This is a genomic window from Flavobacterium cupreum (genome assembly GCF_003996965.1).
In the GTDB taxonomy this organism is placed as follows: domain Bacteria; phylum Bacteroidota; class Bacteroidia; order Flavobacteriales; family Flavobacteriaceae; genus Flavobacterium; species Flavobacterium cupreum.
On the sequence record NZ_QWDM01000007.1, the window covers coordinates 232,216 to 258,497 of the forward strand.

General features: G+C 36.3%; 28 protein-coding genes and 1 other RNA gene. 22 read left to right on the forward strand and 7 right to left on the reverse strand.

Features of this window, described 5'->3' with window-relative positions; translation table 11 throughout:
• Position 1: 1 nt before the first annotated feature.
• From D0817_RS12840 to D0817_RS12850, 4 genes are all read right to left on the reverse strand, one after another.
• Positions 2 to 3,088 (reverse strand): SusC/RagA family TonB-linked outer membrane protein, encoded by a 3,087-nt coding sequence (locus tag D0817_RS12840; RefSeq protein ID WP_238160869.1) that lies wholly within the window; start codon positions 3,086 to 3,088, stop codon positions 2 to 4.
• 341 nt (positions 3,089 to 3,429) lie between these two features.
• On the reverse strand, positions 3,430 to 3,603 hold the full coding sequence (locus tag D0817_RS26015) for a hypothetical protein (RefSeq protein WP_164502527.1): 174 nt from the start codon (positions 3,601 to 3,603) through the stop codon (positions 3,430 to 3,432).
• Between the two features lie 220 nt (positions 3,604 to 3,823).
• The gene (locus tag D0817_RS12845) at positions 3,824 to 4,417 is read right to left on the reverse strand and encodes a dihydrofolate reductase family protein (protein WP_127338772.1); all 594 of its coding nucleotides are present in this window, start codon (positions 4,415 to 4,417) and stop codon (positions 3,824 to 3,826) included.
• A gap of 141 nt (positions 4,418 to 4,558) precedes the next feature.
• The gene (locus D0817_RS12850) at positions 4,559 to 5,680 is read right to left on the reverse strand and encodes a hypothetical protein (protein ID WP_127338773.1); all 1,122 of its coding nucleotides are present in this window, start codon (positions 5,678 to 5,680) and stop codon (positions 4,559 to 4,561) included.
• A 301-nt stretch (positions 5,681 to 5,981) separates the two neighbouring features.
• On the opposite strand from D0817_RS12850, the gene pyrR reads away from it, so the two are divergent.
• The 15 genes from pyrR to D0817_RS12925 all read left to right on the forward strand — a co-directional run bounded on the left by pyrR (position 5,982) and on the right by D0817_RS12925 (position 18,891).
• Positions 5,982 to 6,521 (forward strand): bifunctional pyr operon transcriptional regulator/uracil phosphoribosyltransferase PyrR, encoded by a 540-nt coding sequence (gene pyrR / locus D0817_RS12855; protein WP_127338774.1) that lies wholly within the window; start codon positions 5,982 to 5,984, stop codon positions 6,519 to 6,521.
• Positions 6,522 to 6,625: 104 nt separating this feature from the next.
• Complete coding sequence (locus D0817_RS12860) at positions 6,626 to 7,267, forward strand: DUF6891 domain-containing protein (protein ID WP_127338775.1); 642 nt, start codon at positions 6,626 to 6,628, stop codon at positions 7,265 to 7,267.
• Between the two features lie 83 nt (positions 7,268 to 7,350).
• Positions 7,351 to 8,277 (forward strand): aspartate carbamoyltransferase catalytic subunit, encoded by a 927-nt coding sequence (locus D0817_RS12865; protein WP_127338776.1) that lies wholly within the window; start codon positions 7,351 to 7,353, stop codon positions 8,275 to 8,277.
• A gap of 239 nt (positions 8,278 to 8,516) precedes the next feature.
• The gene (locus D0817_RS12870; protein WP_127338777.1) at positions 8,517 to 8,849 is read left to right on the forward strand and encodes a ribonuclease Z; all 333 of its coding nucleotides are present in this window, start codon (positions 8,517 to 8,519) and stop codon (positions 8,847 to 8,849) included.
• A 100-nt stretch (positions 8,850 to 8,949) separates the two neighbouring features.
• Positions 8,950 to 9,858 (forward strand): ribonuclease Z, encoded by a 909-nt coding sequence (locus D0817_RS12875; protein ID WP_127338778.1) that lies wholly within the window; start codon positions 8,950 to 8,952, stop codon positions 9,856 to 9,858.
• A gap of 159 nt (positions 9,859 to 10,017) precedes the next feature.
• On the forward strand, positions 10,018 to 10,662 hold the full coding sequence (gene pdxH / locus D0817_RS12880; protein WP_127338779.1) for a pyridoxamine 5'-phosphate oxidase: 645 nt from the start codon (positions 10,018 to 10,020) through the stop codon (positions 10,660 to 10,662).
• A gap of 174 nt (positions 10,663 to 10,836) precedes the next feature.
• The gene (locus tag D0817_RS12885) at positions 10,837 to 11,340 is read left to right on the forward strand and encodes a CAP domain-containing protein (RefSeq protein WP_127338780.1); all 504 of its coding nucleotides are present in this window, start codon (positions 10,837 to 10,839) and stop codon (positions 11,338 to 11,340) included.
• Between the two features lie 410 nt (positions 11,341 to 11,750).
• Entirely contained in the window at positions 11,751 to 12,236 is a 486-nt protein-coding gene (locus D0817_RS12890; RefSeq protein ID WP_127338781.1) for a SixA phosphatase family protein, read from the forward strand.
• Positions 12,237 to 12,241: 5 nt separating this feature from the next.
• Positions 12,242 to 14,326 (forward strand): polyphosphate kinase 1, encoded by a 2,085-nt coding sequence (ppk1, locus tag D0817_RS12895; RefSeq protein ID WP_127338782.1) that lies wholly within the window; start codon positions 12,242 to 12,244, stop codon positions 14,324 to 14,326.
• Between the two features lie 27 nt (positions 14,327 to 14,353).
• Positions 14,354 to 15,244 carry a Ppx/GppA phosphatase family protein gene (locus D0817_RS12900; protein WP_127338783.1) on the forward strand — a complete coding sequence of 297 codons (891 nt, stop codon included), beginning with the start codon at positions 14,354 to 14,356 and terminating at the stop codon, positions 15,242 to 15,244.
• 147 nt (positions 15,245 to 15,391) lie between these two features.
• Positions 15,392 to 15,967, forward strand: a complete 576-nt coding sequence (locus D0817_RS12905) for a TMEM175 family protein (protein WP_127338784.1) — start codon at positions 15,392 to 15,394, stop codon at positions 15,965 to 15,967.
• Between the two features lie 94 nt (positions 15,968 to 16,061).
• Entirely contained in the window at positions 16,062 to 16,619 is a 558-nt protein-coding gene (locus tag D0817_RS12910) for a hypothetical protein (RefSeq protein ID WP_127338785.1), read from the forward strand.
• Positions 16,620 to 16,654: 35 nt separating this feature from the next.
• A complete protein-coding gene (locus D0817_RS12915) occupies positions 16,655 to 17,215 on the forward strand; it encodes a Crp/Fnr family transcriptional regulator (RefSeq protein ID WP_127338786.1) in 561 nt (186 codons plus the stop codon).
• Between the two features lie 62 nt (positions 17,216 to 17,277).
• The gene (locus D0817_RS12920) at positions 17,278 to 18,306 is read left to right on the forward strand and encodes an NAD-dependent epimerase/dehydratase family protein (RefSeq protein ID WP_127338787.1); all 1,029 of its coding nucleotides are present in this window, start codon (positions 17,278 to 17,280) and stop codon (positions 18,304 to 18,306) included.
• A 6-nt stretch (positions 18,307 to 18,312) separates the two neighbouring features.
• Positions 18,313 to 18,891: an NAD(P)H-dependent oxidoreductase gene (locus D0817_RS12925; RefSeq protein ID WP_127338788.1), complete on the forward strand. Its 579-nt coding sequence runs from the start codon at positions 18,313 to 18,315 to the stop codon at positions 18,889 to 18,891.
• Positions 18,892 to 19,052: 161 nt separating this feature from the next.
• On the opposite strand, the gene D0817_RS26235 is transcribed toward D0817_RS12925, so the two are convergent.
• Both D0817_RS26235 and dnaX read right to left on the reverse strand, forming a co-directional pair.
• Positions 19,053 to 19,640: a DUF8439 domain-containing protein gene (locus tag D0817_RS26235; RefSeq protein ID WP_238160870.1), complete on the reverse strand. Its 588-nt coding sequence runs from the start codon at positions 19,638 to 19,640 to the stop codon at positions 19,053 to 19,055.
• Positions 19,641 to 19,735: 95 nt separating this feature from the next.
• Entirely contained in the window at positions 19,736 to 20,821 is a 1,086-nt protein-coding gene (gene dnaX, locus D0817_RS12935) for a DNA polymerase III subunit gamma/tau (protein ID WP_127338789.1), read from the reverse strand.
• Positions 20,822 to 21,213: 392 nt separating this feature from the next.
• On the opposite strand from dnaX, the gene D0817_RS12940 reads away from it, so the two are divergent.
• From D0817_RS12940 to D0817_RS12960, 5 genes are all read left to right on the forward strand, one after another.
• Positions 21,214 to 21,663: a nuclear transport factor 2 family protein gene (locus D0817_RS12940; RefSeq protein WP_127338790.1), complete on the forward strand. Its 450-nt coding sequence runs from the start codon at positions 21,214 to 21,216 to the stop codon at positions 21,661 to 21,663.
• 71 nt (positions 21,664 to 21,734) lie between these two features.
• Positions 21,735 to 22,178, forward strand: coding sequence for a GNAT family N-acetyltransferase (locus D0817_RS12945; protein WP_127338791.1), 444 nt, complete (start codon positions 21,735 to 21,737; stop codon positions 22,176 to 22,178).
• Positions 22,175 to 22,888: an endonuclease/exonuclease/phosphatase family protein gene (locus tag D0817_RS12950; RefSeq protein ID WP_127338792.1), complete on the forward strand. Its 714-nt coding sequence runs from the start codon at positions 22,175 to 22,177 to the stop codon at positions 22,886 to 22,888. The genes D0817_RS12945 and D0817_RS12950 overlap by 4 nt, the downstream gene beginning before the upstream one ends.
• A 196-nt stretch (positions 22,889 to 23,084) precedes the next feature.
• Positions 23,085 to 23,564 carry a BON domain-containing protein gene (locus D0817_RS12955; protein WP_127338793.1) on the forward strand — a complete coding sequence of 160 codons (480 nt, stop codon included), beginning with the start codon at positions 23,085 to 23,087 and terminating at the stop codon, positions 23,562 to 23,564.
• Between the two features lie 7 nt (positions 23,565 to 23,571).
• Positions 23,572 to 23,943: a LysM peptidoglycan-binding domain-containing protein gene (locus D0817_RS12960; protein WP_127338794.1), complete on the forward strand. Its 372-nt coding sequence runs from the start codon at positions 23,572 to 23,574 to the stop codon at positions 23,941 to 23,943.
• Positions 23,944 to 24,183: 240 nt separating this feature from the next.
• Here the strand turns inward: D0817_RS12960 and D0817_RS12965 are convergent, their stop codons facing one another.
• Positions 24,184 to 24,477 (reverse strand): SH3 domain-containing protein, encoded by a 294-nt coding sequence (locus D0817_RS12965; RefSeq protein ID WP_127338795.1) that lies wholly within the window; start codon positions 24,475 to 24,477, stop codon positions 24,184 to 24,186.
• A gap of 124 nt (positions 24,478 to 24,601) precedes the next feature.
• On the opposite strand from D0817_RS12965, the gene rnpB reads away from it, so the two are divergent.
• Together rnpB and D0817_RS12975 are read left to right on the forward strand one after the other, a co-directional pair.
• Positions 24,602 to 24,919: RNase P RNA component class A (rnpB, locus tag D0817_RS12970), an RNA gene on the forward strand.
• 31 nt (positions 24,920 to 24,950) lie between these two features.
• Positions 24,951 to 26,201: a cation:dicarboxylate symporter family transporter gene (locus D0817_RS12975; protein ID WP_127338796.1), complete on the forward strand. Its 1,251-nt coding sequence runs from the start codon at positions 24,951 to 24,953 to the stop codon at positions 26,199 to 26,201.
• Positions 26,202 to 26,282: the final 81 nt, after the last annotated feature.

Sequence of the window (26,282 nt, forward strand, 5' to 3'; positions counted from 1 at the left end):
ATTAAAAATTAGCATTAAGACCAAACGAGTACCCTCTTAGAAGTGAAGAGGAAAGTCCGATACCGCCACTGGCAGTCGCATATTCCGGATCTATGTAAGACACGGCTGTTTTTGTGAGCAGGTTTTGTCCCTGAACGTAAATTCGTAAACGCTGAATCCCTATTTTATCGGAGACAATTTTGTTGAGCGTATAGCCCAGGGTAATATTCTTCCATTTAATGTAGGACGCATCCTGAAGAAACTGAGAAGAAGCTTTGTAGTCGGATACCATGGCCGATGTTGGCCGGGCCAGATAGACCTGCCGTACGGCTAAATCTGCCTGATCGCCCGGATTTTTCCACGCAGCTGCTACAGTAACATGTTGGTTAAAAGCAGGGTTGTTGTATAAGTTATAAATGCCTTTATTTAAAACGTAATGGCCTCCGGCATAAGAGATCAGGAACGACATATCAAGGTTTCTAAATTGAAACGTATTGGTCAGACCACCATGATATTTAGGTATAGAGGTTTTATTGACAACTTGCCTCAGACCGTTAATCTCGTTGGTATTAGAGCCTGTTCTGTTCGTGTTGTAGTCTGTCAGCTTCCCGTCTTTTGACCGATATTGATTAAAACCTGTTTTCGGATTTACGCCTGCCCAGTCCGTGATATAAAAAGACCGTATGGCACTGCCTTCTTTAAATACCGTAGATCCTGAATTTATCAGCAGATCTTTTTCATTCGACAAGGATAAAACGGTTCCCTTATTAAAGGCAATATTAAAATCGCTGGTCCATGAAAAATGTTTGTTTCTAAAATTTAAAAGGTGAAGGCTTATTTCAATACCCTCATTTCTGAAATCTCCAACATTCGAAATCAATTCGGTAAAACCGGAAGTTAAAGGAAGTGGTTTACTGTTCAATAAATCTTTGGTGTCTCTGATATAATAATCAATTGTTCCGGAAATACGATTTCTAAACAAGCCATAATCCAGACCAATGTTCTTGTTGTTATTCTTTTCCCAGGTTAAGTCTGCGTTTTCTCCTCTTGTTAAGTAAGGTACAGCGCTGCCGGCATAATTTATCTGGCTTCTGTAACCATATAAAGACTGAGAAGCAAAATCTCCAATGAAATCATTGCCCGAAGTACCAATACTGGCTCTTAATTTTAAAGAGCTTACATGCATACTCTCTTTGAAGAAATCATCATGGATATTCCAGGAAGTTCCGACAGACCAGAAGTTTGCATATTTATGATTGTCCCCAAAACGGGAAGATCCGTCTCTCCTGCAGGATAAGGATAGATTATAAGTATTGTCAAATGAATAATTTAATCTGGAAAAATAAGATAAGGAACCGGCATGGGATTTTCTTTCACTAAGGGTAGATACGGTTTTTGCAGCACTGATGGTTTGTATCGCATCAGAATTGAAATCTCTGGCAAAAACAGAAAGGCTGTTCGTTTCGTATTCGTTAAATTCATTACCCATTACGATGTCAAAATTGTGTTTTTTAAACTTTTTGGCTATCGTTGCTGTCAGCGTTCCGGTATAGTTGTTATTATCACCGTTGGCGTAGCTTAATACGCCTCCGTTGACTATGACTTTTTCGAAACTGCTGCTTTTTGTACTATTGTAATTCGCTCCTAAAACGCCATTCAAACTTAACCATCTAAAAGGTGTATAGGTAAGGTTGACACTTCCTCCAATGTTTTTTCGGTTGGCACTTACATTGGTATTATCGCGAACATACAATGGGTTATAAGGAATTCCGGAAGAATTACCAACATCCAGAAGTCTCAGGGGATCTCCATTCTCATCAAAAACAGTTAGCCACGGATTTAATAAAAAGGCATTCGAAAAAGGAGAGCCAATCGTTCGTTTATCTTCTTCGTTTACATTTCCGAAATTTCCTGAAAATCCGACTTTGAACCGGGTACCCCAATCAAAATCAACCCGCGTCGTTGCCGTGTATCTTTTGTAGTGGCTGCCAAAGATATTTTCCACATTATTATATGTAACAGAGGTATAATAATTGATTTTGTCTGAACCTCCGGAAAAAGAAATGTCGTTTTCTCTGTTGATTTCATTCTTTAAAAGAAGATCTGCCCAATTTACATCAGTATTGGAGTTTCTTCTTTTCTGAAGTAATGCCGGATTAGATTTATAAAAACCTAATGATTCCTCATAATCTAATTTTTGGGAACCATTCATTAAATCATTTGTAAAGGATTCATCTGCTTTTTTTAACCCCAATCTGGTATTAAAACTAACCTGTAACCCTGCATTTCTGTTACCTCTTTTTGTAGTGACGATGATAACGCCGTTAGTTCCCTTAGATCCATAGATGGAAGTTGAAGCAGCATCTTTCAGAATACTGATTTCTTTTATGTCTGCCGCATTTAACGAAAAGGCTCCGAGTCCCGACCTCGGCATTTGAACACCATCTACCACTATCATCGGTTCTGTACTCGCACTTATAGAACCAACACCTCTTAATAAGATGGAGGGCGGTGCATCAGGAGAGGCAAAGTTTTCCTGGACAAATAAACCCGGCACTACACCAATTAAAGCATCAGCAAAAGATACATTTTGTGTGTTTTGCAATACTTTGGTATCGACTTTTGTGACAGCACCGGTTATTTTGTTACGGGAAGTCTTTCCGTAGCCCACCAAAATAAGTTCATCCAGTTCTTTGGTACTGGGTTCCAGGGTAACATGGAGTAAAACCTGATCGGTAATTTTAATTTTTTTAGTCTTAAAACCTAAAAAACTAAAACTCAATACATCGCCGTTAGTAACCGTTATTTCGAATTTACCATCAAAATCAGTAGTTGTCGCTTGTTGTTTATCGTTTACTACAATGGTGACTCCAATTAAGGGAAGACCTGTGTGGTCTTTGACTATGCCATGAATTTTCTGCTGATTTGAAATTTCATGTGTGATAGTTACAACCTGCTTATTCGCTGTTTTTAGCTTCTTACTATCATTTCCGGATTGTACATCCAATACTGAAGCAATAAGAAAAAGAGCGGCTAGTTTTTTCTTTAACGATGTTTTCAAAGAAAATAAAAGTGCCGTACGGACTTTTTTTGACGTCATTTTTTTCATACTTTCTACAATTATTTTAGTTTCGTTAGTAAATTTGTGGTTTGAATTTAAGAACGATAAATAAAAAAACCATAACCGATTTATAAGTGGTTGGTTTTAATTGATAACTGTAGAAAAAAACAGAAATTTGAGGTTTTTAAGTGCTAAATAGTGAGTAGTAAAAAGTAAAACGGACGAGGAAAAGCGCTTTAATACGACAAGGCTTTTGACGCCTGTTTTGGCAATGAAAAATAAAAATGAAGAGGGAAGAAGAAGTACCTTTCAGTGGAGGGGTATTCTTTGTGAAAAATTATTGAGGTAAAAAAAATCCCGTTACAGGAGCAACGGGATTTTGTTATGTTTTATTTTCTGCCGAAAAGCTTAGCGAAAATGAAAATGATGATCGCAACAATAAAGATTACGATAAAAATTCCGAATCCCATTCCGGCTTTAAAAATGTCTCCAATAACTTCGCAACTTGTAAATGAAAATAGTATTACGAATACCATTAACAAACGTGTAATGTTCTTTTGCATGATTTTGCTGTTTTAATTGTTTTAAAAAGAATTTAGTATTCTGATTATCGTAATATAAAATTACTTCAAACAACGAAAAAAGGTCTTATATAATTTGTTTGAAAAGTTCTATGATTTTGGGATTAAAAAAATATAGTTTTATTTCAGTCGTTCTAATTGCGCAGCTTCTGCTATTTGATCATATCCAATAGTAATTGATGAATCATCGTTTGTAAAAGTCTTATTCTCCGATGGTCCCAGTCTTAACGTCTCCCGCCCGCTCATAACTCACCGCCATTACACCCCTCGGAGTAACGGTATTTTCAATTAATGAAAATCCTGCAGGAGTGGAGCTATCATCGAACATTTTTTTGCCCTTACCAAGAATTACAGGATAAATTAAGAGTCCAAGTTCATCCACTAAATCATGTCGAAGCAATAGCTGAACAAGTGTTGCACTTCCCCAGACTTTAATGTCACCGCCTTCTGAATTTTTGAGTTTTTTGATGTCTTCTATGGTGGAAAGGAATTCAGAGTTTTCCCAATCAGAGTTTTTTCTGGTGGAAGACAAAACGTATTTGGTCACGTCATTAATGCCCGGCCAGCCTTCCGCATGTTTGGGCCAATAGTCTTCAAAAATATCAAATGTTTTTCTTCCTAAAAGAATATCTGCAGGTTCCATTTGCTTTTGCATGACCTTGCCATATTCTTCATCACCAAATGGAGCTACCCAGCCTCCGTATTCAAATCCGCCCGATGGATCTTCTTCAGGTCCGCCCGGAGCCTGCATTACGCCATCGATTGTAATCATAGTTATGACGATTATTTTTCTCATGATGTTTGGTGTTTATATTATAAAAATAAGGAATTTTGAGAAAATTTCTTCACACTATGTAATATGCTTTTCGGGGACGTGAAGAATTTCCGCGCTATAGTTGTGCATATCCTAGCGATTTGGTTTTAAAAAAATAGAATATTAGACCTTTTGATTGTTTGATTGTAATTTTTTTAGTTTGCTATAAAAATCAGATAAATCATTTCTATCAACGATATTAATTCTTGAAATTTTCCAAAAGCCTTCAATATCTCGTAATTTTTGTGCAACATAATTAATTAGATCCTTATTTATTTCTTCTAATAATTTACTTTTTTCTACAGATTTCCCTTGAAATTCAAAAATTTTTTTATCCATCAAATTTAATTCTATAAGTGCAGTTTCAAGTTCAGAAGTTTTTTTATCTGTTTCTAAAATCATTGAATCTAAAAGATTTGTATTATAAATAATCCAATCGGCTAAATGGTAACCTAAATAATTATTTTGTAGTCTTTCACGAATATCATCATCTTTAAGATCTTTAATGTTTATTTCATATTCTAATTGTTCTAGGGCTTCAGTAAAGCTATCCTGTTTGTGTAATTGAATTAATTTTTCAAGTACAAAATGAAAACAATATAAATAGATACTAAATAACAGTATTCTTTGCTTATTCGGAAAATCGGTTGTAAATATGTAGTAGCTAGAGGAGACTAAAAGCAATAATCCAGTAATATATAATATTATAGATACTGGGTTTTTATCTGTTAGGTTTTTATTAGATCCTTCGAGTATCTTGTATGTATAGTTTATAGTTCTATTTCTAAAAGACGAAATTAACGTTGACAGCGTTAATAATCCATAAAATAGTGTTATTATCATAAAGTAAGTATGATTTCCGTATATAGAATCATTACAAGTTGATATCCAGGCTAAAGAGTTGATAAGTAATGTTAGTGTCATTCCACAAAAATCAAATGCTTGATCGAACAGCATTTTCTTGTGATGATTTGAGATGATTCGTGGTGAAGAATAAGAACTTGTATATTCATAATATGAAGAAAATATAAATCGCGCACCAGAAAGCAAATTCAATGTGTAAGCTATAAAAACTATATTGTGCCAAAAGTATGGTTTGAAATTAATATTTGGATATATATTAATTATTTGATAAAGAATTAATATTGTTATAGAATAAAATACATATGTAGTAATTCCTGATTCACGCTTGCGTTGAAGGTTCCGATCATTCAGTTTGCTGATGTAACTTTTAATATCGGTCATAAAATTGTAAATAATAATGTTAAGATGGAAAAATTTTATACAAATGATTTTAATTATAGTCCATAGATATTATAATAAAATCATACTAAGCAAATTGTTATCTAGCTAAAATATGTTTTTTTTTGTAATCTTTTTATTTAAAAAAAAAAAAGATTTTATTTTTAAAAATAGTAATATGGTTGATTATTCGATTTTACCTACTGCATCCCCGAAAATCAATAAAAAAATATTTCCCCACCCAACACCCCAACAAATAAATTCTGATTTCGTATATTTGCCCAACTAAATATGTCACTGCATTATGAGCCAAAAAGTATTGCTTAATTCAAAAGAAGTTACTATCATACTCCATCGTTTGGCTTGTCAGTTGATTGAAAAACACTTGGATTTTTCGGATACTATTTTAGTTGGAATTCAGCCGAGGGGTGTTTTCCTGGCAGAACGCCTGAAACAAATATTAGAAAACGAATACCAGACACCGGAAATCTCTTTGGGTTATTTAGATATCACTTTCTTCAGGGATGACTTTCGCCGAACTGATAAACCGCTTGAAGCCAATAAAACACAAATAAATTTTATAGTCGAAAACAAAAAAGTCATTTTTATCGATGACGTTTTGTTTACCGGACGCAGCATTCGTTCTGCCTTAACCGCCATTCAGTCTTTCGGAAGACCTTCGGAAATTGAACTGTTAGTGCTAATCGACAGACGTTTTAGCCGCAATTTACCGATTCAGCCCGATTATCGCGGCCGTCAGGTAGATGCCATTAATGATGAAAAAGTAAAAGTAAGCTGGAAAGAAAATGAAGGTGAAGACGCCGTGTATCTTATAACGAATTAGTTGAATCGGTTAATCGGTTATTTGTTTAATCGTTTAATCACAAAAACAGACGATTAAAGGATCACACAAATAAACGGTTAAACAAATCAACGATTAAACAACAAATGACAGAGAACGAAGCGTTTATTTATGAATCAATTTTCAATCAGGTTAGAATGGGATTTCTTTCCCTTGATGAGATTCAGGAAAACATCAGAGAAGAAATTGAAGATAACGAATTTGAAGATGAAATCTCAGAAGAGTGGGCTTTTGACAAAATAAGAGAAGAATACCAAAAGTTGCTTGCCGAAAGTAAACAATGGAAAAGCCCCACAGATACTGAAAAGCTAATAAAAGCGTTTGATGCCTTATGTGATGAAAATATAATCGCACTTCACAATGCAGGTTATACCACCAGTGAAGGTGAATATGAAGTAGTGGAAGTCGAAAGAGAACTTCAGGAAAACGAAGTCGAATCTGATGGTTATTGTTTTTACCACGGACAAGATTTAGAAAGGGCTGTTGCAATTGAAAACCCGGGTTTGTTTATCGCTTTCCAGAAAGTAGATAATGCTGATGATCAAACGACAATTGAAGTGGGGAAACGAGTTGCCGAAGTTTTAATAAATAACGATTTTGCAATAAAATGGAATGGTTCGGCCACAACAAAAATAGAGATTCCGGGCTTCAGATGGCAGAAAATTTTTGATGAAGATGCGAGAGATTTGCAGGATTATAGTGAGGTTGTAGACAGAATGGTGCAATAGGGCAGCTGCTCCTTAAAGAACCGTTGAAAGACTGAATAATTTCAGTAATTCAGGAATTAGACAAATAATATTAAACAAACACAATGAAAGAATTAAGCGTAAATCATTTATTAGGAATTAAATACATCAACGAAAATGATATTAACCTGATTTTTGAAACTGCCGATCATTTTAAGGAAGTCATTAACCGACCGATTAAAAAAGTTCCTTCATTACGAGATATTACGATTGCCAACATTTTCTTCGAAAACAGTACCCGGACAAAACTTTCGTTCGAGTTGGCCCAAAAAAGATTATCGGCTGATGTCATTAGTTTTTCGGCAGCCCAGTCGTCGGTTAAAAAAGGGGAAACCCTGATTGATACGGTAAACAATATCCTTTCCATGAAAGTTGACATGGTAGTAATGCGCCACTCCAATCCAGGAGCGGCTTATTTTTTATCTAAAAATGTCAAAGCCAGTATCGTAAATGCCGGTGACGGAGCGCACGAACACCCAACGCAGGCTTTACTGGACAGTTATTCGATCAGAGAAAAATTAGGAGATGTTGCCGGAAAAAAAGTGGTCATTGTAGGTGATGTTTTACACTCAAGAGTTGCATTATCTAACATTTATGCGTTGCAAATGCAAGGCGCCGAGGTAAAAGTCTGCGGACCCAAGACACTAATCCCCAGATATATCGAATCGCTTGGTGTTACGGTAGAACCGAATTTGCGTAAAGCATTGGAATGGTGTGACGTTGCCAATATGTTACGTGTTCAGAACGAACGTATGGATGTGAACTTTTTCCCTTCAACACGGGAATACGCACAACAATACGGAGTAGACAAACCCTTATTGGATTCGCTTGGTAAAGAAATTATAATCATGCACCCGGGACCAATCAACAGAGGAGTCGAGATCACCAGCGAAGTAGCCGATTCGAATCAGTCGGTGATTTTAAATCAGGTTGAGAATGGTGTTGCCATCAGAATGGCTGTTATTTATCTTTTAGCATCGAAGATTCAGTAGTTTTTTAGTCGCGGTTTTCAGTCTCAGTTTTCAGTCTCATTGGCATTCAGTTGTCTCCCTGAGCGAAGTCGAAGGGCTTTTAGGTAAAAAAGAAAGGCTTCGACTCCGCTCAGCCTGACAAACCTGAAACCTGAAACTTGAAACTTGAAACTTGAAACTTGAAACATGAAACTTCAAAAACTAACACTAAAAAAAACTTCGTACCATAGTACTCATATTAAAGCGCTATACATTATAAAATGAAAGTAGATCAAAAAGGACATACCGTTACTATTAAAGACACACAGGGAGATTTTAATTCTTTTCTGGAAAAAGTAACGCAGCAATTTAAAACCTTTGAAAAACAAAATATTATAATAGATTTATTATCGCATACTGCCTTATCTGAAAAAGATATAAAGCTGTTTTTGCCACTTTCGAAGCAACAGAAAAAAGCCAAAAAATCATTTGTGATTGTAGTTGCCGACCTTGACTTTAATGCTGTTTCTGATAAGTTAACTGTTGTTCCTTCTCTTTTGGAAGCCCACGATATTATCGAAATGGAAGAAATTGAAAGAGACCTCGGATTTTAATTTTAGCGTTCAGATTTTAGCGTTCAGATTTTTTGAAATCAGGAAGAATCTCTTAATAGTACTCAATCAGCAATCTAAAATCTAAAATCAACAATCTGAAATGAAGCTTACCATACTCGGCTGTTATGCAGCAACTCCAAGAACAATTACCAATCCAACTTCGCAGGTTTTAGAAATTAAGAACAGGATGTTTTTGATTGATTGCGGAGAAGGAACTCAGGTGCAGCTGCGTAAAAACAAGATTAAATTCTCTAAAATTAATCACATTTTTATTTCGCATTTGCATGGCGATCACTTCTTTGGACTGATCGGTACGATCTCCACTTTTGCGCTCTTAGGCCGAACTACCGATTTGCACATCTATGGGCCGAAAGGGGTGAAGGAAATTATCACTTTACAGCTGAGGTTATCCAATTCCTGGACCACTTATGATTTGTTCTTTCACGAACTGGAATCGACAGAAAGCGAAGTGATTTTTGAAGATAACCGCGTTATTGTAAAAACCATTCCGTTAAAGCACCGCGTTTATACGAACGGATTTTTATTTCAGGAAAAACCAGGAGACAGGAAACTAAATGTGGAGGCTGTGCAGCACTACAATATCCACACGGCCTATTATCAAAAAATAAAAGGCGGAGGAAACGTGACACTTGATGACGGAACCGTAATCGAAAACGAAAAATTATCTTTCGATCCGATTCCTGCAGTGAGTTATGCTTTTTGCTCTGACACCGTTTACAATGAAAATATAATTTCAATTATAAAAAACGTTGACGTTTTATATCATGAATCCACCTTTTTAGAATCAGAAGCTCCACTGGCTTTAAAAACATTACATTCTACGGCAAAAGAAGCGGCAAAAATTGCACTAAAAGCAAATGTAAAACAATTGGTTTTAGGACATTATTCTACACGATATGACGGCATTGAGCGTTTTAGAGAAGAAGCAGCAGAAATTTTTCCGAATGTACTTTTAGGAGACGACGGAAGAAGTTTTGAGTTTGACTAAGTGGCTGAGATTCTAAGTTGCTAAGGCTCTGAGTTACTAAGTTTCTAAGGTACTAAGTTTGAAATTTAATATTCCGGTAAATCCAAAATCTAAAATCTAAGAAGTCCAACAATCTAAGAAGTCCAACAATCTAAGTCCAACAATCTAAAAATCTAAAAAATGAATGATCTGAGCAACTATAGAAAATCGTATGAAAAAAGCGAATTGCTTGAAAGTACGATTCCCGAAGATCCAATTAATCTTTTCAACAGATGGTTTCACGAGGTAGAAGATTTTGGAGCCAGCGGAGAAGTAAATGCCATGACGGTGTCTACAATTGGCCTTGACGGTTTTCCGAAATCAAGAGTCGTTTTGCTAAAGAAATTTTCAGAAGAAGGATTTATCTTTTACACCAATTATAATTCGGAAAAAGGAAAAGCCATAGCGGCCAATCCACACGTTTGTTTGTCTTTTTTCTGGCAGGAGATGGAACGTCAGGTGATTATAAAAGGAATTGCACAAAGAACATCTGAAAATATCTCAGACGGCTATTTTGATTCCCGTCCGGACGGAAGCAAGTTAGGTGCTATCGTCTCCAATCAGAGCGAAGTGATTCCGTCACGGACATTTTTAGAAGAAAACCTGAAAAAACTGGAGGAAGAATTTGAAGGAAAAACCATTCCGAGACCTGAAAATTGGGGCGGATTTCTTGTGACGCCTTTAGAGGTTGAATTTTGGCAGGGAAGGCCTAACAGGTTGCACGACAGAATCCGATACAGCAGCCAATCTGATTTTTCATGGAAAATTGAAAGATTGTCTTCTTAGTTGTAAGAAATTTATTTGGCATAAAAGCTTTGTGATGTATTTCGTCGATTATGTTTGCAGTTTAAGTACAGATTAGATAAGTTTGCCCCGGAAAATTAGAATAAATATACTGAAAATAATATTTAAAGGATTTGCCCCAACATTTACTTTAAACGCTTAAGTATGCTAGTGATTATGAAAAAGATTTTGCGCACCATGATGTTCGTTGTGATGCTTATCACAATGAACTCATGTTTTGCAAAAACAGAGAAAGTACCGCACGACAAGGTTATAATTGGAACGCCCGATGAAAATTATAGCTATAATGATGCGGAGTTAGAATTGATGCAGCTTATTAACAATTACCGCGTTAGTATCGGTCTGAATGCATTAGAAAAAGTAAATCATATTTCGAACAGATGCGAAGAGCATAATAAGTATATGATTGCAAATAATGTGTTGAACCATAAAGATTTTGCTTCGCGATCGGAGGATATTGTAAAAGTTCTTTCAGCCAAAAATGTCGCCGAAAATGTAGCTTATAACTATAAAACTTCAGAAGCTGTCCTGAAAGCATGGCTGTCGTCTCCGGGACACAAAAAAAATATCGAAGGAAAATATACGCATTTTGGAATCTCTGTCAGTACAGATCCTGCGACAGGAAAGAAATATTATACCAATATTTTTGCGAGAATATAAATAAAAGACACGCATACTGTTTTTTAGTGAGTCGTTGTAATTCTATGAGTTACAACGTTTTTTTTTGATGTAAAAGAAAGGAAGGGATCAATTCCATAACCTGTGAATAGAGAAAAAATTACGGTACTAATTTTTTTTTTACCGCAAAGAACGCAATGATTTTTATCTGGGAATGTTTTATAAAACGCAAAGTTCGCAAAGCTGTGCGAACTTTGCGGTTATAAAAGCGAAGAAGCAAAACTTAGCGTTCTTTGCGGTAAAAAAATAATTTCGGTCAGGTCAGTTTCTGTTAAAAACTTCATTAAATGTTAACACAATTAAAAAAAAGGGAAGTATTAGATTTTCTTTTGTAAATTAGAACTTCAATAAAAAAGAACTTCTTTCTACGATGTTTCTAAATCCTTTTGCTTATGAAAAATTTAATTTTAATACGACATGCGAAATCCAGTTGGGAAGCTCCTTTAAAAGATTTTGACCGGCCTTTGATGAAAAGAGGGATTCTGGATGCCCATGAAGTATCCACAAATATTTCAAAATTTCTGCCAAAAACATATATAGTGTGGAGCAGTACTGCCGCACGTGCTTCTGAAACCGCACTTATTTTTGCGCAAAATATTTCGTATCCCATAGAAAGCATCATATACAAAGACGATCTTTATACTTTTGATGACAAACAGCTTGAAAAAGTTATCAAATCATGTGATAATAGTTTCGAAAGCGTTATTCTTTTCGGACATAACGAGGCTATTACAAATTTTGTTAATAAATTTGGGGATGTTTTTATTGAAAATGTACCTACCTCCGGATTTGTGTCTCTGAAATTTGATTCAGAAAGCTGGGACAACATCAATAAAGGCAAGACACACAAAACAATTTTCCCCAAAGATTTAAAATAAATAAAGTGTACGAACAGAAATATATCGATAGAGAAAAAAGTTGGTTAGCGTTTAATGCAAGAGTGCTTCAGGAAGCAGCAGATAACACGGTTCCGCTTTTAGACAGGTTGCGTTTTGTTGGAATTTTTTCGAACAACTTAGATGAATTTTTCAGAGTTCGCTATGCCGCAATCCGCAGATTAAGTCTGTCCGGAATTTCAGGAGAAAAATACCTGGGAGGGGTTTCTGCACATCAGCTGATTAAGGATATTACCGAAATCGTAATTCAGCAGCAATCCGAGAGTTTACGTATTTTAGGGAATATCGAAGCCGAACTGGAAGCCGAAAATATCTTTATCATCAATGAAGATCAGATTACAGAACTGCAGGAGCGTTTTCTGAAAGACTTTTTTATTCAAAAATTAAGTCCGGAATTAGTGACTATTATTTTGAATGATCTGGCAGAGTTTCCGGTGCTGAAAGATACCTTAGGCTATTTGGCTGTTCGTCTGGAAATGAATACGAATGATGAGATTCGTTACGCTGTCATAGAAATCCCGAAAACAATAAACAGGTTTGTGGTACTGCCATCCGATGATGATAAGCAATATGTGATCTTAATTGATGACGTGATTCGCCATAACCTTAAAAACATTTTTAATATTTTCGATTATAAAAGCGTCTCAGCCCATATGATCAAAATTACACGTGATGCACAATTGGATATCGACAGCGATCTGAGCAAAAGTATGCTGGAGAAAATTGCGACATCAGTAAAAGACAGAAGAATAGGGGAGCCGGTTCGTTTTATTTACGATAGCTTGATAGAAGAGGATACACTGCGTTTCTTTTTAGATAAAATGAAAATCGTTGAGACAGACAGTATTATTCCCGGAGGAAGATATCACAACCGCCGTGATTATATGAGTTTCCCCAATTTAGGAAGATACGATTTACTTTATAAAACCAATGATCCACTGCCAATTCCCGGCCTGAGTATGGGAGGAAGTATCCTGGAGAAAATCAGTAAAAAAGATTATTTATTACACGCACCCTATCAGTCGTTTTCCTATTTGACGAAGTTTTTGCGTGAAGCCGCTTTAGATCCGAAAGTAACCAGTATCAAAATTACCTTATACCGTCTGGCCAAGAACTCGCAAATTATCAGTTCGTTGATCAATGCGGCCAAAAATGGCAAAAAAGTAGTCGTTCAGATCGAACTTCAGGCGCGTTTCGATGAAGCAACAAATATCTCCTACGCAGAGCAAATGCAAACGGAAGGAATTGAACTTATTTTTGGAATAAAAGGACTAAAGGTTCACAGTAAGATTTGTGTGATTGAAAGAGTAGAAGATGATAAAACGCGTCGTTACGGGTTTATTTCTACCGGAAATTTCAATGAATCAACCGCTAAAATTTATACCGATGTAACTCTGTTTACCTGCCATCAGCAGATTCTGAAGGACATCTCTAAAATATTTGAATTTTTTGATATTAATTACAGGGTGCACAGGTACAAACATTTAATTGTATCGCCTCATTATACAAGAACGAAATTTGTAAAATTGATAGACCGTGAAATTTTGCACGCCTTAGCAGGCAGAAAAACACATATCAAATTAAAAATGAACAGTTTGTCTGATTTTAAAATGATCGATAAACTATACGAAGCCAGTAATGCCGGAGTGAAAATTCAGCTTCAGGTAAGAGGAATCTGTTGCTTAATTCCGGGAATTCCGGGAATGAGTGAGAACATTGAAGCCATCAGTATTGTCGATAATTACCTGGAACACACCAGAGTTTATATTTTCGGAAATGCAGGTCTGACAGAAGTCTATATTTCGTCTGCCGATTTTATGACCAGAAACCTGGACGGAAGGGTAGAAGTTACCTGCCCGATTTATGATCTTGAAATTAAGAAAGAACTAATCGATAATTTTAATATTGCCTGGAAAGGGAATGTTAAAGTGAGATACCATTCCTATAAACTAGATAACAAATACAAGCCACGAAATCATCATGCCCCGTTTAGAGCCCAGCTCGAAACCTATAAATATTACCAGAATAAAATTGAGGCACTGGAAAATTTGCCACAAAAAATAAATCAATAACAAACCGAATTCAAATCATAAGGGAGCATGATTAATATAAAGAAACTTGCAGCAATAGATATCGGTTCAAATGCCATGAGGCTTCTGATATCGAATGTTGTAGAACAAGACGGCAAAGAACCGCAATTTAATAAGAGTTCGCTTGTTCGTGTGCCAATTCGTTTGGGACAAGATGCCTTTACAGTGGGAGAAATTTCAGAAGAAAATATTGATCGAATGGTAGATGCGATGAAAGCATTTAACCTTTTGATGAAAGTACATAAAGTAGAACGTTATATGGCATTTGCTACTTCAGCCATGCGTGAAGCCTATAATGCCAAAGAAGTAGTGGCTTTAATTAAGAAAAAAGCCGATATAAAAATCGAAATTATTGATGGTAAAAAAGAAGCCGCTATCATCGCTTCTACAGATTTACATCATTTACTAAAAACAGACGAGACTTATTTATTTGTAGATGTCGGCGGTGGAAGCACTGAATTTACTTTGTTCTCTGACGGTAAAATGATCAATTCAAGATCTTTCAAGGCCGGAACTGTTCGCTTGCTAAATAATATGGTACATGATATTGTCTGGGATGAAATCGAAAAATGGATCAAAACCAATACGCAGGGATATGAAGAAGTGACACTGATTGGTTCCGGAGGAAACATCAATAAATTGTTTAAAATGTCCGGAAAGCAACAGGAAAAACCGCTTTCTTATATTTATATCAATTCACAATATGCCTATTTAAATTCATTGACGTACGAACAAAGGATTACAGAATTAGGGCTGAATTCCGATCGTGCCGACGTAATCATTCATGCGACACGTATTTACCTGAATGCCATGAAATGGAGTGGGGCACGCCAGATTTACGTTCCAAAAATCGGACTTTCCGATGGAATTGTAAAAGCAATGTATTACGGTAAAATTTAGTATTTAAACCTTAAGCAATATATTTTTTGCCACGAATTACACGAATTTCCACGAATTAGTATTTTACATTAAACATAAAAATTCGCGAAAATTCGTGTAATTCGCGGCAAACTTTTTTTAACACAGAACACCATAATTCGTAAATAAATGAATAAAACAAGACTTGAAGCCTTTAGTGATGGTGTGTTGGCGATTATCATAACGATCATGATTTTAGAAATCAAAGTGCCACATGGAGTCGAGTTTGCCGATTTAAAACCGCTTATCCCGAAGTTTTTAAGTTATGTGCTAAGTTTTATTTATGTTGGAATTTACTGGAACAACCACCACTATTTAATTCACAGTCTCACCAAAATCAACGGAAAAATCCTTTGGGCCAATCTGCATCTGCTTTTCTGGCTATCCTTAATTCCTGTAGCAACAGGCTGGATGGGAGAACATAACTTCGCAAAAGCTGCTATGACTTTGTATGGCGTAGTTTTATTGCTGTCTTCTGTAGCCTATTTTATTTTGCAAAGGACTATAATTCTCAGCGAGGGAAAAAAGTCAGTAATAGCAAAAGCAATAGGAAAAGATGTCAAAGGAAATGTTTCCTCTGTTTTATACATAATTGGAATCGTCTTTTCGTTTTACAATGAATGGATTTCAGGTGCTGCGTACTTTATAGTGGCAATGTCCTGGCTTATTCCGGATAAAAGAATCGAAAGAGTTTTTTCAAAATAACTATATGACAGTTTACATTTCCTTAAAATTAATAGAAGATGAATTGTAAAAATATAGTTGTAAGTTCGTTTCTGTAAAACCATTTTGACAAAGGATGAAAAAAAGAATACTTACTATATTTTTAACTTTTAATATTTTAGGATTGTTGAGCGCCTGCTTTCCGGATTGTCCTGAAGAAAAATATTATGATTATCATACAATAATAGCTAGTGTAGGTTATCCTAAAGTTTTAGCAAGTGAAAAATTAGTCTTTGGCTATAAGATAGATTGGGATAATCGTGAATATTTGGCTGAAAAAAAGATAAATTTCAACTTTTTGAATGCAATATATGCGACAACTAAATGTCAAAAAGGATATGAAGGTGAAAAATATCCCTTGATTAGAATTTCAATTAAAAGCGATGCAGCTTTTAATACCAATTTTCCAGCCGGTTCTGAATTAAATAGTATTGTTACCACACATGGTTATGATGTTAATGATAAGCTTATTGAAGGTTTTCTGGCTGATTTAAATCCAGCTACATTGAATACTTATGCCATGAAAATAGCTTTAAAACCTGAAATTTTTAAAAAACACAGGTTTACAATAGAAATTGAAAAATCAAATCATGAGATTTTAAAAGCGACAACTGAAGAAGTAACATTTGAATAAAATCGATTTTTTACTACTAAATTATAATGTTAAAAATGAAATCTGTTTTTCAATCCCTCCAAATAATTCCACAGCAGGAATTAGAGCAATTAGACACTTTAATTACTTTTCGAAAACTCAAAAAAGGAGAACTTTTACTGAAGGAAAATCAGGTTTGCAATGAAATTGTATTTATTAAAAAAGGCATTTTGAGATCTTATTTTTTCAATCATCAGGGCGATGAAATAACAAATTGTTTTGCTTTTGAAAATGAATTTATGGCTTCCTTTTCAAGCTTCATAACCCAAAATATTGCTGAAGAAAACATTCAGGCACTCGTTGATACAGAATTGCAGGTCATCAGCCGTGAAAGTTTGGAGAAGCTTTATAAATCAGGCATTCACTGGCAGGAAATAGGCCGTAAACTGACTGAAATGGAATACGTAATACTTCAAAAAAGGATGATTTCTTTTCAGAAATTATCCGGAACCCAGCGATATGAAGAGCTTTATAAAAATCACCAAAAATACATTCAGTTGATTCCGCTTCAATATTTAGCTTCTTATCTCGGTGTTACACCGAGACATTTAAGCCGTATCCGGAAAGCGATTTTTTAGGACATTTGTCCGGTAATCGGGAGATATTCCATTATTATTTTTGCTAAAAACAATATATAATAATGAGAAAAAATATTTTAGTGATAGGAGGAACAGGATTAGTGGGGAAAGTCATCTTACGTTTGCTTCAAGGCAGAAATCCTGACTATACTTTGTTTATTGGAAGTCGCCATCCGGGAAAAGCAAGCAGTAATTTAGTTATTGATGTTACTAATCCCAAAACTTTCGATTGTATTATACACCATAGAATCGATTTGATTGTAATGTGTACCAAGGATAGTAATGATAAGATCTTACAGTTTGCGATAAAAAATAAACTGGATTATATTGATATTACAAAACCAACTCCGGATTTAACTTTAGCGTACAATTTAGCACAGGAAAATAAGCAAAAAGTAGAGAGTAGGATTGTTTTTAGTTCCGGCTGGATGGGCGGTATCGTAGGCAGTTTGGTTGATTTAATGGAGCCGGATAAAGATCAAATTCAGGAAGCTAGTGTGTATATTTATTATTCTGTTAAAGATCAGGCAGGGAAAAGCTCTGCTAATTTTTTAGCCGAAAATGTATGTAAATCATTTATTGTCTATGTCAATAATAAGCCGGAAAAAGTCAGGCATTTTTTAAATTCGGAAAGATTTAATTTCTCATTCGGAATAGGAAAACGTCAGGTTTATAATCTCGATGTTCCGGATTTATTTATTTTAAACCAGATAGAAAAGATACCAACCGTTTTGGTAAAAATGACTTACAATTCTAAGTTTGTTACTAGTTTAATGGGATATTTTCAAAGATTTAAAGTTTTCAACATCATGTCTTTAAGAGAAAGACAGTTTCTCTTTGGCTCCAGCGGAAAAGGAGATCAAACTGTTTTTGAAGTGATTGTAAAAACTAAGATTAAAATAAAGAAGTTGAGCTTGCAAAGTGTTAATGGACAGGCTGAGCTGACTGCATTTTCAACGGTCTTGCATATCGAGAAGATGCTAAAAGAGGTCTTATCGGGCGGAATCTATTTTAGTCATCAAATACATTCTTCTCAGGAACTATATGAAGCATTAGCAGGTCACCATAGTATTAATATTAAAGTAGGCTAATTAAAGATGAAAAAAATACTGATTATAAATGGACACCCGAATGCGGCAAGTTTCAATTTTGGAATTGCGGACTCTTATTCAAAAGGCGCAATCGCGTCCGGAGCACAGGTCGAAACCATCACGATTGCCGAACTACAATTTAATCCGAATCTGCAATTTGGGTATCAAAAACGAACAGAATTAGAGCCGGACTTACTGGATTCCTGGGAGAAAATTAAAAAGGCAGATCATTTGGTTTGGATTCACCCTGTCTGGTGGGGCGGCTTGCCTGCGATTACAAAAGGCTTTATTGATCGGTTGTTTTTGCCCGGAATGGCTTTTCAATACAAAGAAAACTCAGTTTGGTGGGATAAATTGCTAAAAGGAAAAACGGCCCATATTATCACGACCTTAGATCAGCCAGGGTGGTATTACCGCTTGTTTTATGGAAGACCAAGCGTCAATCAGCTTAAGAAATCCACTTTGGAATTCTGTGGTGTAAAACCGGTAAAAGTCAGTTATATAGGAATCATAAAAGGCTCTGGTGATTTTCAAAGAGAAAAATGGCTCCAAAAAGTCTATGATTTCGGGCTTCGGAATAAATAAGGGGGTAAGGTTTTTTTTGCCACGAATTACACGAATCTGCACGAATTTTTGATGCAAAGTGTGTAAAATAATTCGCGCTAATTTGTGTAATTCGTAGCCAAAAAACCTTTGCGAACTTTGCGAAAATCCCTCGCGCCCTTGCGGTTAATTGCGGCAGAATATTAAGTATGCAAATCCAATCCAAAAGTAGAACGTAAAAGTTCAATGTTTGGATTGATTTCCAGTAAGCGGTTGTAGCGGTCCTGGTCGTTAAAGCTGCGTTTGCTTTCGATAGTTTCGTTTACGTTAACCTCAATTGTAATGTCATGATTGTGCAGATGACCCTTTAGATGTCCCAAAAGCCCGTGAATCTGGCTTTCAAAATCCAGTTTGGAACCTTCATTAGGTAATTCAAGGGTAATTACCGTTCCCTCTAAAGTTGGGTCGTTAATCAATAACAGCGACTGCATGATTTTTAAACCTTTATCCCCCAGACGCTGTGCGTATTTATTCCATTGCACCAACATTTCTGTCTCAGTAAATTCTTCAGTTGGCAGTACAGAGGAAGGCTTTACATACGATTTAGTACTGGCTTCCAGTTCTTTTTTCTTGCGGATACTCGATAACGAAAAAGCAGAAATTTTAGGCTCAACACCTGATTCGGGTTTTGTTACAGGGGTTTCCTCTTTTGTAGCTTCGACGATTGTTTCCGATTTCACTTCAACAGTCGAATGGCTATTCTGTCCCTCATTTGGAATTTGTGATTTCAAATTTGGATCTTCTCCTGAAGTATTTGGAATTTGGGTTTTTGTATTTGGAATTTCAACAATAGAATATCCCCCATCTTTAAAGTAAACAGGTGGAATTATGAATTGCTCAGCTTTTTTTTTTCTCCATCAAAATTGATAGAGGCTAATTGCATCAGGCATAATTCGACTAAAAGACGCTGGTTCTGACTTAGTTTGTATTTTAAATCACAGTCATTTGCAATGTCAATTCCTTTTAATAAAAAGTCCTGTGAGCATTTTTGCGCTTGTACGCCATACATTTGCTGGGCCTGTTCACCCACTTCAAGCAAAGCGATAGTAGCGGGAGTTTTACTTACCAGTAAATCCCTGAAATGTGAAGCCAGTCCGGCAATAAAATGATGTCCGTCAAAACCTTTGGCAAGAATATCATTGTACGCCAGTAAAAGGTCCGGAATTTTATTTTCTAAAAGTAAATCGGTAATGTTAATGTACGTTTCGTAATCTAAGACGTTTAGGTTTTCGGTAACGGCCTGACGGGTTAAGTTGGTTCCGCAAAAAGAAACGACACGGTCAAAAATCGATAAAGCATCACGCATGGCACCATCTGCTTTTTGGGCAATAATGTGCAAAGCATCGTCTTCAAAATTAATTCCCTGACTTGCAGCAACTTCAGCTAAATGTTCCTTAGCATCTTTTACTGTAATTCTTTTGAAATCAAAAATCTGGCAACGGGATAAAATCGTTGGAATAATTTTGTGTTTCTCCGTTGTTGCTAAGATGAAAATAGCATGTTTCGGCGGTTCTTCCAGTGTTTTCAGAAAAGCATTAAAAGCTGCCGAAGACAACATGTGGACCTCGTCAATAATATAGACCTTGTATTGCCCGGTTTGTGGCGGGATCCGAACCTGATCGATCAGGCTTCGAATATCATCAACCGAGTTGTTAGATGCAGCATCTAACTCAAAAACGTTAAAAGCAAAATCTTCGTTGGGATCATCATATCCGGGCTGATTTATTTTTCGGGCCAGAATACGGGCACAGGTGGTTTTTCCAACTCCACGCGGTCCGGTGAATAAAAGGGCAGAAGCAAGGTGATTGCTGTCAATGGCGTTCAACAAAGTGTTGGTAATAGCTTTCTGGCCTACAACATCCTTAAAGGTCTGTGGGCGATACTTACGGGCTGATACTACAAATTGTTCCATAATCTTTTAATTCGATAGCAAATATAGGCTGAAAATTGCCAAATCACAAATCTGAAATTGATAAATATTGGAGTGTATTTGGAGTGATTTGAATAGCAACAGGTAACATTTAATTTTAATAGACGCTTTACGAAATGAAGACCTGAGAAAACGGATTTACTAAGCGAAAAAGACAAATTTATATCAGATCTGTCTTCCTGAGCGGACTCGGAGGAACACAACGAATCAACAATCAAAGTCCTTGCCGGGAACGAAGCAATCTCATTACAATGATAAAATAACATTCCTGTTTTGTACTAAAAAATGTAGTATTTTAGCAGTAGCAATACCTGAAAAACTACGTAAATCGTTTAAAAAGTGTTGATTGGCGCGTTTTTTAAATCCAAATTTTTATGAAAAAATACCTGTTACTCATTACAATTGCTTTTTGTTCTTTTCAGATTCAGGGGCAAACGGCTCAGGATACTATTGAGATCAAACGTGTTGCCCTGGCTTATATTGAGGCACAGCACCATCCGAATCCGAAATTGATGGAAAGTGCTTTGCATCCGAGACTGGTCAAAAGATCCGTTTTTAGAAATAAGGAAACCCAAAAAGATTATGTGTCTGAATATTTCGCAGAAAACATGGTTATTCTGGCTGATACCTACAATGTAAAAGGAGATAAATTCCCCAAAAATCCACGAAAAGAAGTGAAGCTGTTAGATGTTTCTGCCAAGACAGCATCTGTAAAATTACTCGCCGATACCTGGATCGATTATATGCATATTGTAAAAACGAACGGGGAATGGAAAATAATAAATGTACTCTGGCAATACAATGATGTTTCAGAACATGAATAGAAGTGCTATTTTTGTAAATGTTTTATTCAGACACCTATCTTCAAAAATATTTATTCTCTTAATGAGCGGACATGAATGATAAACTGGAAATTATCGAATTCAGAGAAAGCGATTTAGATGCGTTGCGCGAACTATTCCTAAAAGTGCGTCAAAATACTTTTGTATGGGCGGATCGTAGTGCCTTTGATTTGCTGGATTTTGATGTTCAGACAAAAGGAGAATATATCCTGACGGCACTGTACAACAAAAAAGTTATCGGATTTATTTCAGTATGGATGCGGGATAATTTTATTCACCATTTGTATATTGACGAAGCATTTCATAAACGCGGAATTGGAAAAATACTTTTAAAAGCAGCTTTAGAGCAAACAAAGTTTCCGGTTATGCTGAAATGCCTGGAGCGGAATACCCAAGCCGTTGCATTTTATAAAAAGACCGGATTTACAGAGAAAGCGCACGGTGATAATGAAAACGGACCCTATATTTTGTTTGAACTGAATCAGAAAATAGAATGAAAATCATCACCTGGAATTGTAATATGGCTTTCAGGAAAAAAGCCCGGTTTATTCTGGCGCATCAGCCGGATATTCTGATTATTCCGGAATGTGAAAATATCGAAAAACTGAAATTTCCGCCCGATGTGCCGCTGCCAACAGCTGCCCTTTGGTACGGTACAAACCAGCACAAAGGACTTGGGGTCTTTTCGTACAGTGATTACCGGCTCGAACTTATGGATTGCCATAATCCGGACTTTAAAAACGTCCTGCCCATTACAGTTACCAAAGGAAAAACAGATTTTATCTTATTCGCTGTATGGGCCAACAACCCTCAGGACAAGGACGGACAATATGTAACTCAGGTCTGGAAAGCAATTCATTACTACGAAAAACTGCTTTCTGAAACAAAGACGATTTTAATTGGCGATTTCAACAGCAATACCATTTGGGACAAACCCAGAAGAGCAGGAAACCATTCGACTGTAGTGAGCAAATTGGCAGAAAAGGGAATATATAGTGTTTACCATAAATTTTTCAATCAGGAGCAGGGAAAAGAACTGCATCCGACTTTGTTTTTGTACCGTCACGAAAACAGACCCTATCATCTTGATTATTGTTTTGCCTCGAACGATTTTATGCAGGCCTTAGAAAGCGTTGAAGTCGGAAACTATGAAGACTGGAAAATGTACAGCGATCATAAACCTTTGATCGTGGAATTTTCGATATGAATTAAGCTATTACAATCCTACAAAATGGATTAGATCCCAGTGAAATTTTGTTTTTGATTCTGATTGTTCGTTTTTACAGATTTCATTTTAAAACTAACCCTTACTGGAAAAAATATAAAACAAGAGGAGGTATCATATAATTTTTTAGTTCTTAATAGCTTTAATTTTAGCTTGTTAATTATTAAAAAATAGCATTATGAAAATGAAATCAATTTTATTGGGAATGGGACTTGCTTGTGCTCTATTCGCATGTACTCCAAAAGACACCGATATACAAAAAGAAATTGCCTTAAAATTAGGAGACAAACCTGAAGTACAGGTTTTGGTACAGGATGGTGTTGCCACAATTACTGGTATCTGTAACGATGAGGCTTTTAAGCAAAATACAGAAAACATAGTAAAAGGAGTTAAAGGAGTAAAATCGGTAGTGAACAACTGCGAAATTCCGGCCGTGCAAACAGAACCACCTGCAGCAGCTGTTATCATTAATTCGGACACTACATTAGATAAATCGGTAAGTGATGTCGTAAAAGCTTACGATGGGGTAAGTGCTACCGTTGTAGGCGGTGTCGTAACGCTTTCCGGAGAAATTAAAAGAAACCAGTTGCAGCCTTTAATGCAAAGTGTGCAGGAGTTGAAGCCTAAGAAAGTGGAAAACAAACTAACCATAAAATAAAGAAGTGATGAGTTTACAGGAAAAATACAGACAAGTAACCAATCTGGCTGCTGACTTAGGAATAACAAATTTGCAGGTCAGAGAACAGGATAATGTACTCTATATTGATGGTACGGCCAATTCTGCTTCAGACAAAGACAAACTTTGGGACACTTACAACAAAATAGATCCGGATTACAGATCGGCTGATGTAGTGATGAACATTGAAGTGACTGAAAAAGTTTCAAGAGAATATACAGTCGAGAACGGGGATTCACTATCTAAAATAGGAAAAGCATACGGTGTTTCCTGGCAGGACATATACGAAGCCAATAAAGATATCATCAAAAATCCGGACCTGATTCAGGCAGGCTGGAAACTGAAAATACCAACAGTGTAATTTAATGTTGCTGTTTAGAAAAGTCCGTCGTCTGATGGACTTTTTTTTATTTTGCTTTAACTGCAAGGCGCCAAGATTTAGCAAGGTTTCACAACCAATTTGCGTAGAATTTGTATCATTCTGAGGAACGAAGCATCTCCACGACATCAAGAAAGAAATCCCCCGTTCCCCAAAACGACAATTTTCTCCGTCCCATTATTGGAATTTGGAATTTAAAAAAATTGGAATTTAAGTTTAACTTCACCTTCCCTTTATACTCAAATCCAACAAAATCTGTGCGGTTTCGGAATCGGAATCCGCCGAAAACCCTGATACATACACTCCTTTTTTGCCGGAGTTTGATTTAATTCCGTATACAACTGCCTCATCGCCCGGGTCAGATTCCCCTTCGTATCGATACACATGTACAATTTCAAATTTTTCGGGATTTTTTTTAATTGCGTCAGAGTTTAAATTAAAATCGCAGGTAAATCCTTTTTCATGTAATTGGTCTAAAGCTTTTGAAACAGTTGCGTAATGATACATTCTAGTCATAATAATCGTATTTTAAAATTATGGATTTTAAAGATAACTATTTTAAAATTAAATCATTACGAAAAACGTGACTAAATCTGAAATTTAAAATCATTATTCTTAGTAGATAAATCGCTACTTTTGCCGCGCAGACCGCCTTATCGTCGTTCCGATTTATCGGGAGGGAGGAAAGTCCGGACACCACAGAGAAGCATAGCGGGTAACACCCGTCGGTCTTAGCAATAAGACAAGGACAAGTGCAACAGAAAGTATGTACAGGTAATGCTGTAGTGAAACCAGGTAAACTCTATGCGGTGAAATACCAAGTATATCAGCATTTAAGGGCTTCTCGTCCGTTGCTGAAGGGTAGGTAGCTCGAGCTTATGAGTAATTGTAAGCCTAGATAAATGATAAGGCTCTGATTTATCAGAGACAGAATCCGGCTTACAGGTCTGCATTTTTTATATATTTGTGAATCCATCTAACTAATTTTCATGAATATTCCTACCCCCAATTCTTCAGATAAACCTAAAAAAAGTACTTTTAAAGTCATTATAACCAATGTTACTTTCTGGGTGCTGATTGCGATTATTGCAGGTATTCTGCTCGGTCATTTTTCGCCCGAAAATGGAATGAAAATGGAAATTGTCGGCAAGACCTTTGTTGATATTATCAAGCTTTTTATTGGACCGATTATCTTTCTTACGATTGTTCTGGGAATTTCCGGAATGGGAAACCTTAAAAAGGTAGGCCGTATCGGCGTAAAAGCATTGGGATATTTTGAAATTGTTTCGACGATTGCTCTTGCCATTGGTGTTACGATTGCCTATGTTTTCAAACCCGGCAAAATCGACAAAACAGGCCTGGCGCTGCAAGATGCCAGTCAGTATACCAATCATGCTGCAGAAAACTTTTCCTGGTTACAATTTTTTCTTTCTAATTTTACGCTTCAGGTTTTACTGGCTGCAATTGTGTGTGGTATCGCCTTAAATTTTTACCGGAAAAGAGAACAGACTATTCTGGTTTTGGAACGTTTCTCAAAAGTAGTTTTTACAGGTTTGAAATATGTCATGTATCTCGCTCCGATTGGTGCTTTTGGAGGCATGGCTTATACTATTGGTAAGTTTGGCCTGCAGACCCTGATTCCGCTGGGGAAACTGATGCTTTGCGTGTACCTGACCATGATTTTGTTTGTATTTTTGATTTTGGGAAGTATCCTGAAATATTATAAAATAAGTATCGTTTCGATTTTAAAATATATCAAAGAAGAACTCTTACTGGTGCTCGGAACTTCATCCTCTGAAGCGGCTTTACCCAGTATAATGGTGAAACTGGAGCGAATGGGCTGTAGTAAATCGGTGGTTGGACTGGTAATCCCAACCGGATATTCGTTTAATCTCGACGGGACTTCGATTTACTTATCGATGTCGGTAATTTTTCTGGCGCAGTTGTATGACGTTCATTTGAGTTTCTTTGAAATCCTGAGCGTTATCGGGATCCTGATGATTACTTCAAAAGGAGCGGCCGGTGTGACCGGAAGCGGTTTTATTGTTTTGGCGTCTACGTTGACAGCGATTCATAAAATTCCCGTTGAAGGCCTGGCTTTTTTATTGGGCGTAGATAAATTTATGAGTGAAGCCCGTGCCATCACAAACCTGATCGGAAATACGGTAGCTACAATAGTGATTTCTAAAAGTGAACATGACTTTACGGAGCTGAATCTGGAACCTGTTGTGGAGGGATAATTTTTTAGTAAGGACGATAGCACACGGATTATACAGATTATACGGATTTAGACCGATTTTTATTTGCAATTATATTTGAAA

Excerpts from the sequence above, each read along its gene's own strand:
- D0817_RS12950 (WP_127338792.1), top strand. The coding sequence starts at position 22,175 with ATGAAAATCATCACCTGGAATTGTAATATGGCTTTCAGGAAAAAAGCC.
- D0817_RS12905 (WP_127338784.1), top strand. The coding sequence starts at position 15,392 with ATGAATAAAACAAGACTTGAAGCCTTTAGTGATGGTGTGTTGGCGATT.
- D0817_RS12945 (WP_127338791.1), top strand. The coding sequence starts at position 21,735 with ATGAATGATAAACTGGAAATTATCGAATTCAGAGAAAGCGATTTAGAT.
- D0817_RS12955 (WP_127338793.1), top strand. The coding sequence starts at position 23,085 with ATGAAAATGAAATCAATTTTATTGGGAATGGGACTTGCTTGTGCTCTA.
- D0817_RS12870 (WP_127338777.1), top strand. The coding sequence starts at position 8,517 with ATGAAAGTAGATCAAAAAGGACATACCGTTACTATTAAAGACACACAG.
- D0817_RS26015 (WP_164502527.1), bottom strand. The coding sequence starts at position 3,603 with ATGCAAAAGAACATTACACGTTTGTTAATGGTATTCGTAATACTATTT.
- D0817_RS12845 (WP_127338772.1), bottom strand. The coding sequence starts at position 4,417 with ATGAGAAAAATAATCGTCATAACTATGATTACAATCGATGGCGTAATG.
- D0817_RS12850 (WP_127338773.1), bottom strand. The coding sequence starts at position 5,680 with ATGACCGATATTAAAAGTTACATCAGCAAACTGAATGATCGGAACCTT.
- D0817_RS12885 (WP_127338780.1), top strand. The coding sequence starts at position 10,837 with ATGAAAAAGATTTTGCGCACCATGATGTTCGTTGTGATGCTTATCACA.
- D0817_RS12965 (WP_127338795.1), bottom strand. The coding sequence starts at position 24,477 with ATGACTAGAATGTATCATTACGCAACTGTTTCAAAAGCTTTAGACCAA.
- D0817_RS12890 (WP_127338781.1), top strand. The coding sequence starts at position 11,751 with ATGAAAAATTTAATTTTAATACGACATGCGAAATCCAGTTGGGAAGCT.
- pdxH (WP_127338779.1), top strand. The coding sequence starts at position 10,018 with ATGAATGATCTGAGCAACTATAGAAAATCGTATGAAAAAAGCGAATTG.
- D0817_RS12910 (WP_127338785.1), top strand. The coding sequence starts at position 16,062 with ATGAAAAAAAGAATACTTACTATATTTTTAACTTTTAATATTTTAGGA.
- D0817_RS12915 (WP_127338786.1), top strand. The coding sequence starts at position 16,655 with ATGAAATCTGTTTTTCAATCCCTCCAAATAATTCCACAGCAGGAATTA.
- D0817_RS12900 (WP_127338783.1), top strand. The coding sequence starts at position 14,354 with ATGATTAATATAAAGAAACTTGCAGCAATAGATATCGGTTCAAATGCC.
- D0817_RS12865 (WP_127338776.1), top strand. The coding sequence starts at position 7,351 with ATGAAAGAATTAAGCGTAAATCATTTATTAGGAATTAAATACATCAAC.
- D0817_RS12975 (WP_127338796.1), top strand. The coding sequence starts at position 24,951 with ATGAATATTCCTACCCCCAATTCTTCAGATAAACCTAAAAAAAGTACT.
- D0817_RS12860 (WP_127338775.1), top strand. The coding sequence starts at position 6,626 with ATGACAGAGAACGAAGCGTTTATTTATGAATCAATTTTCAATCAGGTT.
- D0817_RS12940 (WP_127338790.1), top strand. The coding sequence starts at position 21,214 with ATGAAAAAATACCTGTTACTCATTACAATTGCTTTTTGTTCTTTTCAG.
- D0817_RS12840 (WP_238160869.1), bottom strand. The coding sequence starts at position 3,088 with ATGAAAAAAATGACGTCAAAAAAAGTCCGTACGGCACTTTTATTTTCT.
- D0817_RS12920 (WP_127338787.1), top strand. The coding sequence starts at position 17,278 with ATGAGAAAAAATATTTTAGTGATAGGAGGAACAGGATTAGTGGGGAAA.
- D0817_RS12925 (WP_127338788.1), top strand. The coding sequence starts at position 18,313 with ATGAAAAAAATACTGATTATAAATGGACACCCGAATGCGGCAAGTTTC.
- D0817_RS12960 (WP_127338794.1), top strand. The coding sequence starts at position 23,572 with ATGAGTTTACAGGAAAAATACAGACAAGTAACCAATCTGGCTGCTGAC.
- pyrR (WP_127338774.1), top strand. The coding sequence starts at position 5,982 with ATGAGCCAAAAAGTATTGCTTAATTCAAAAGAAGTTACTATCATACTC.
- dnaX (WP_127338789.1), bottom strand. The coding sequence starts at position 20,821 with ATGGAACAATTTGTAGTATCAGCCCGTAAGTATCGCCCACAGACCTTT.
- D0817_RS12875 (WP_127338778.1), top strand. The coding sequence starts at position 8,950 with ATGAAGCTTACCATACTCGGCTGTTATGCAGCAACTCCAAGAACAATT.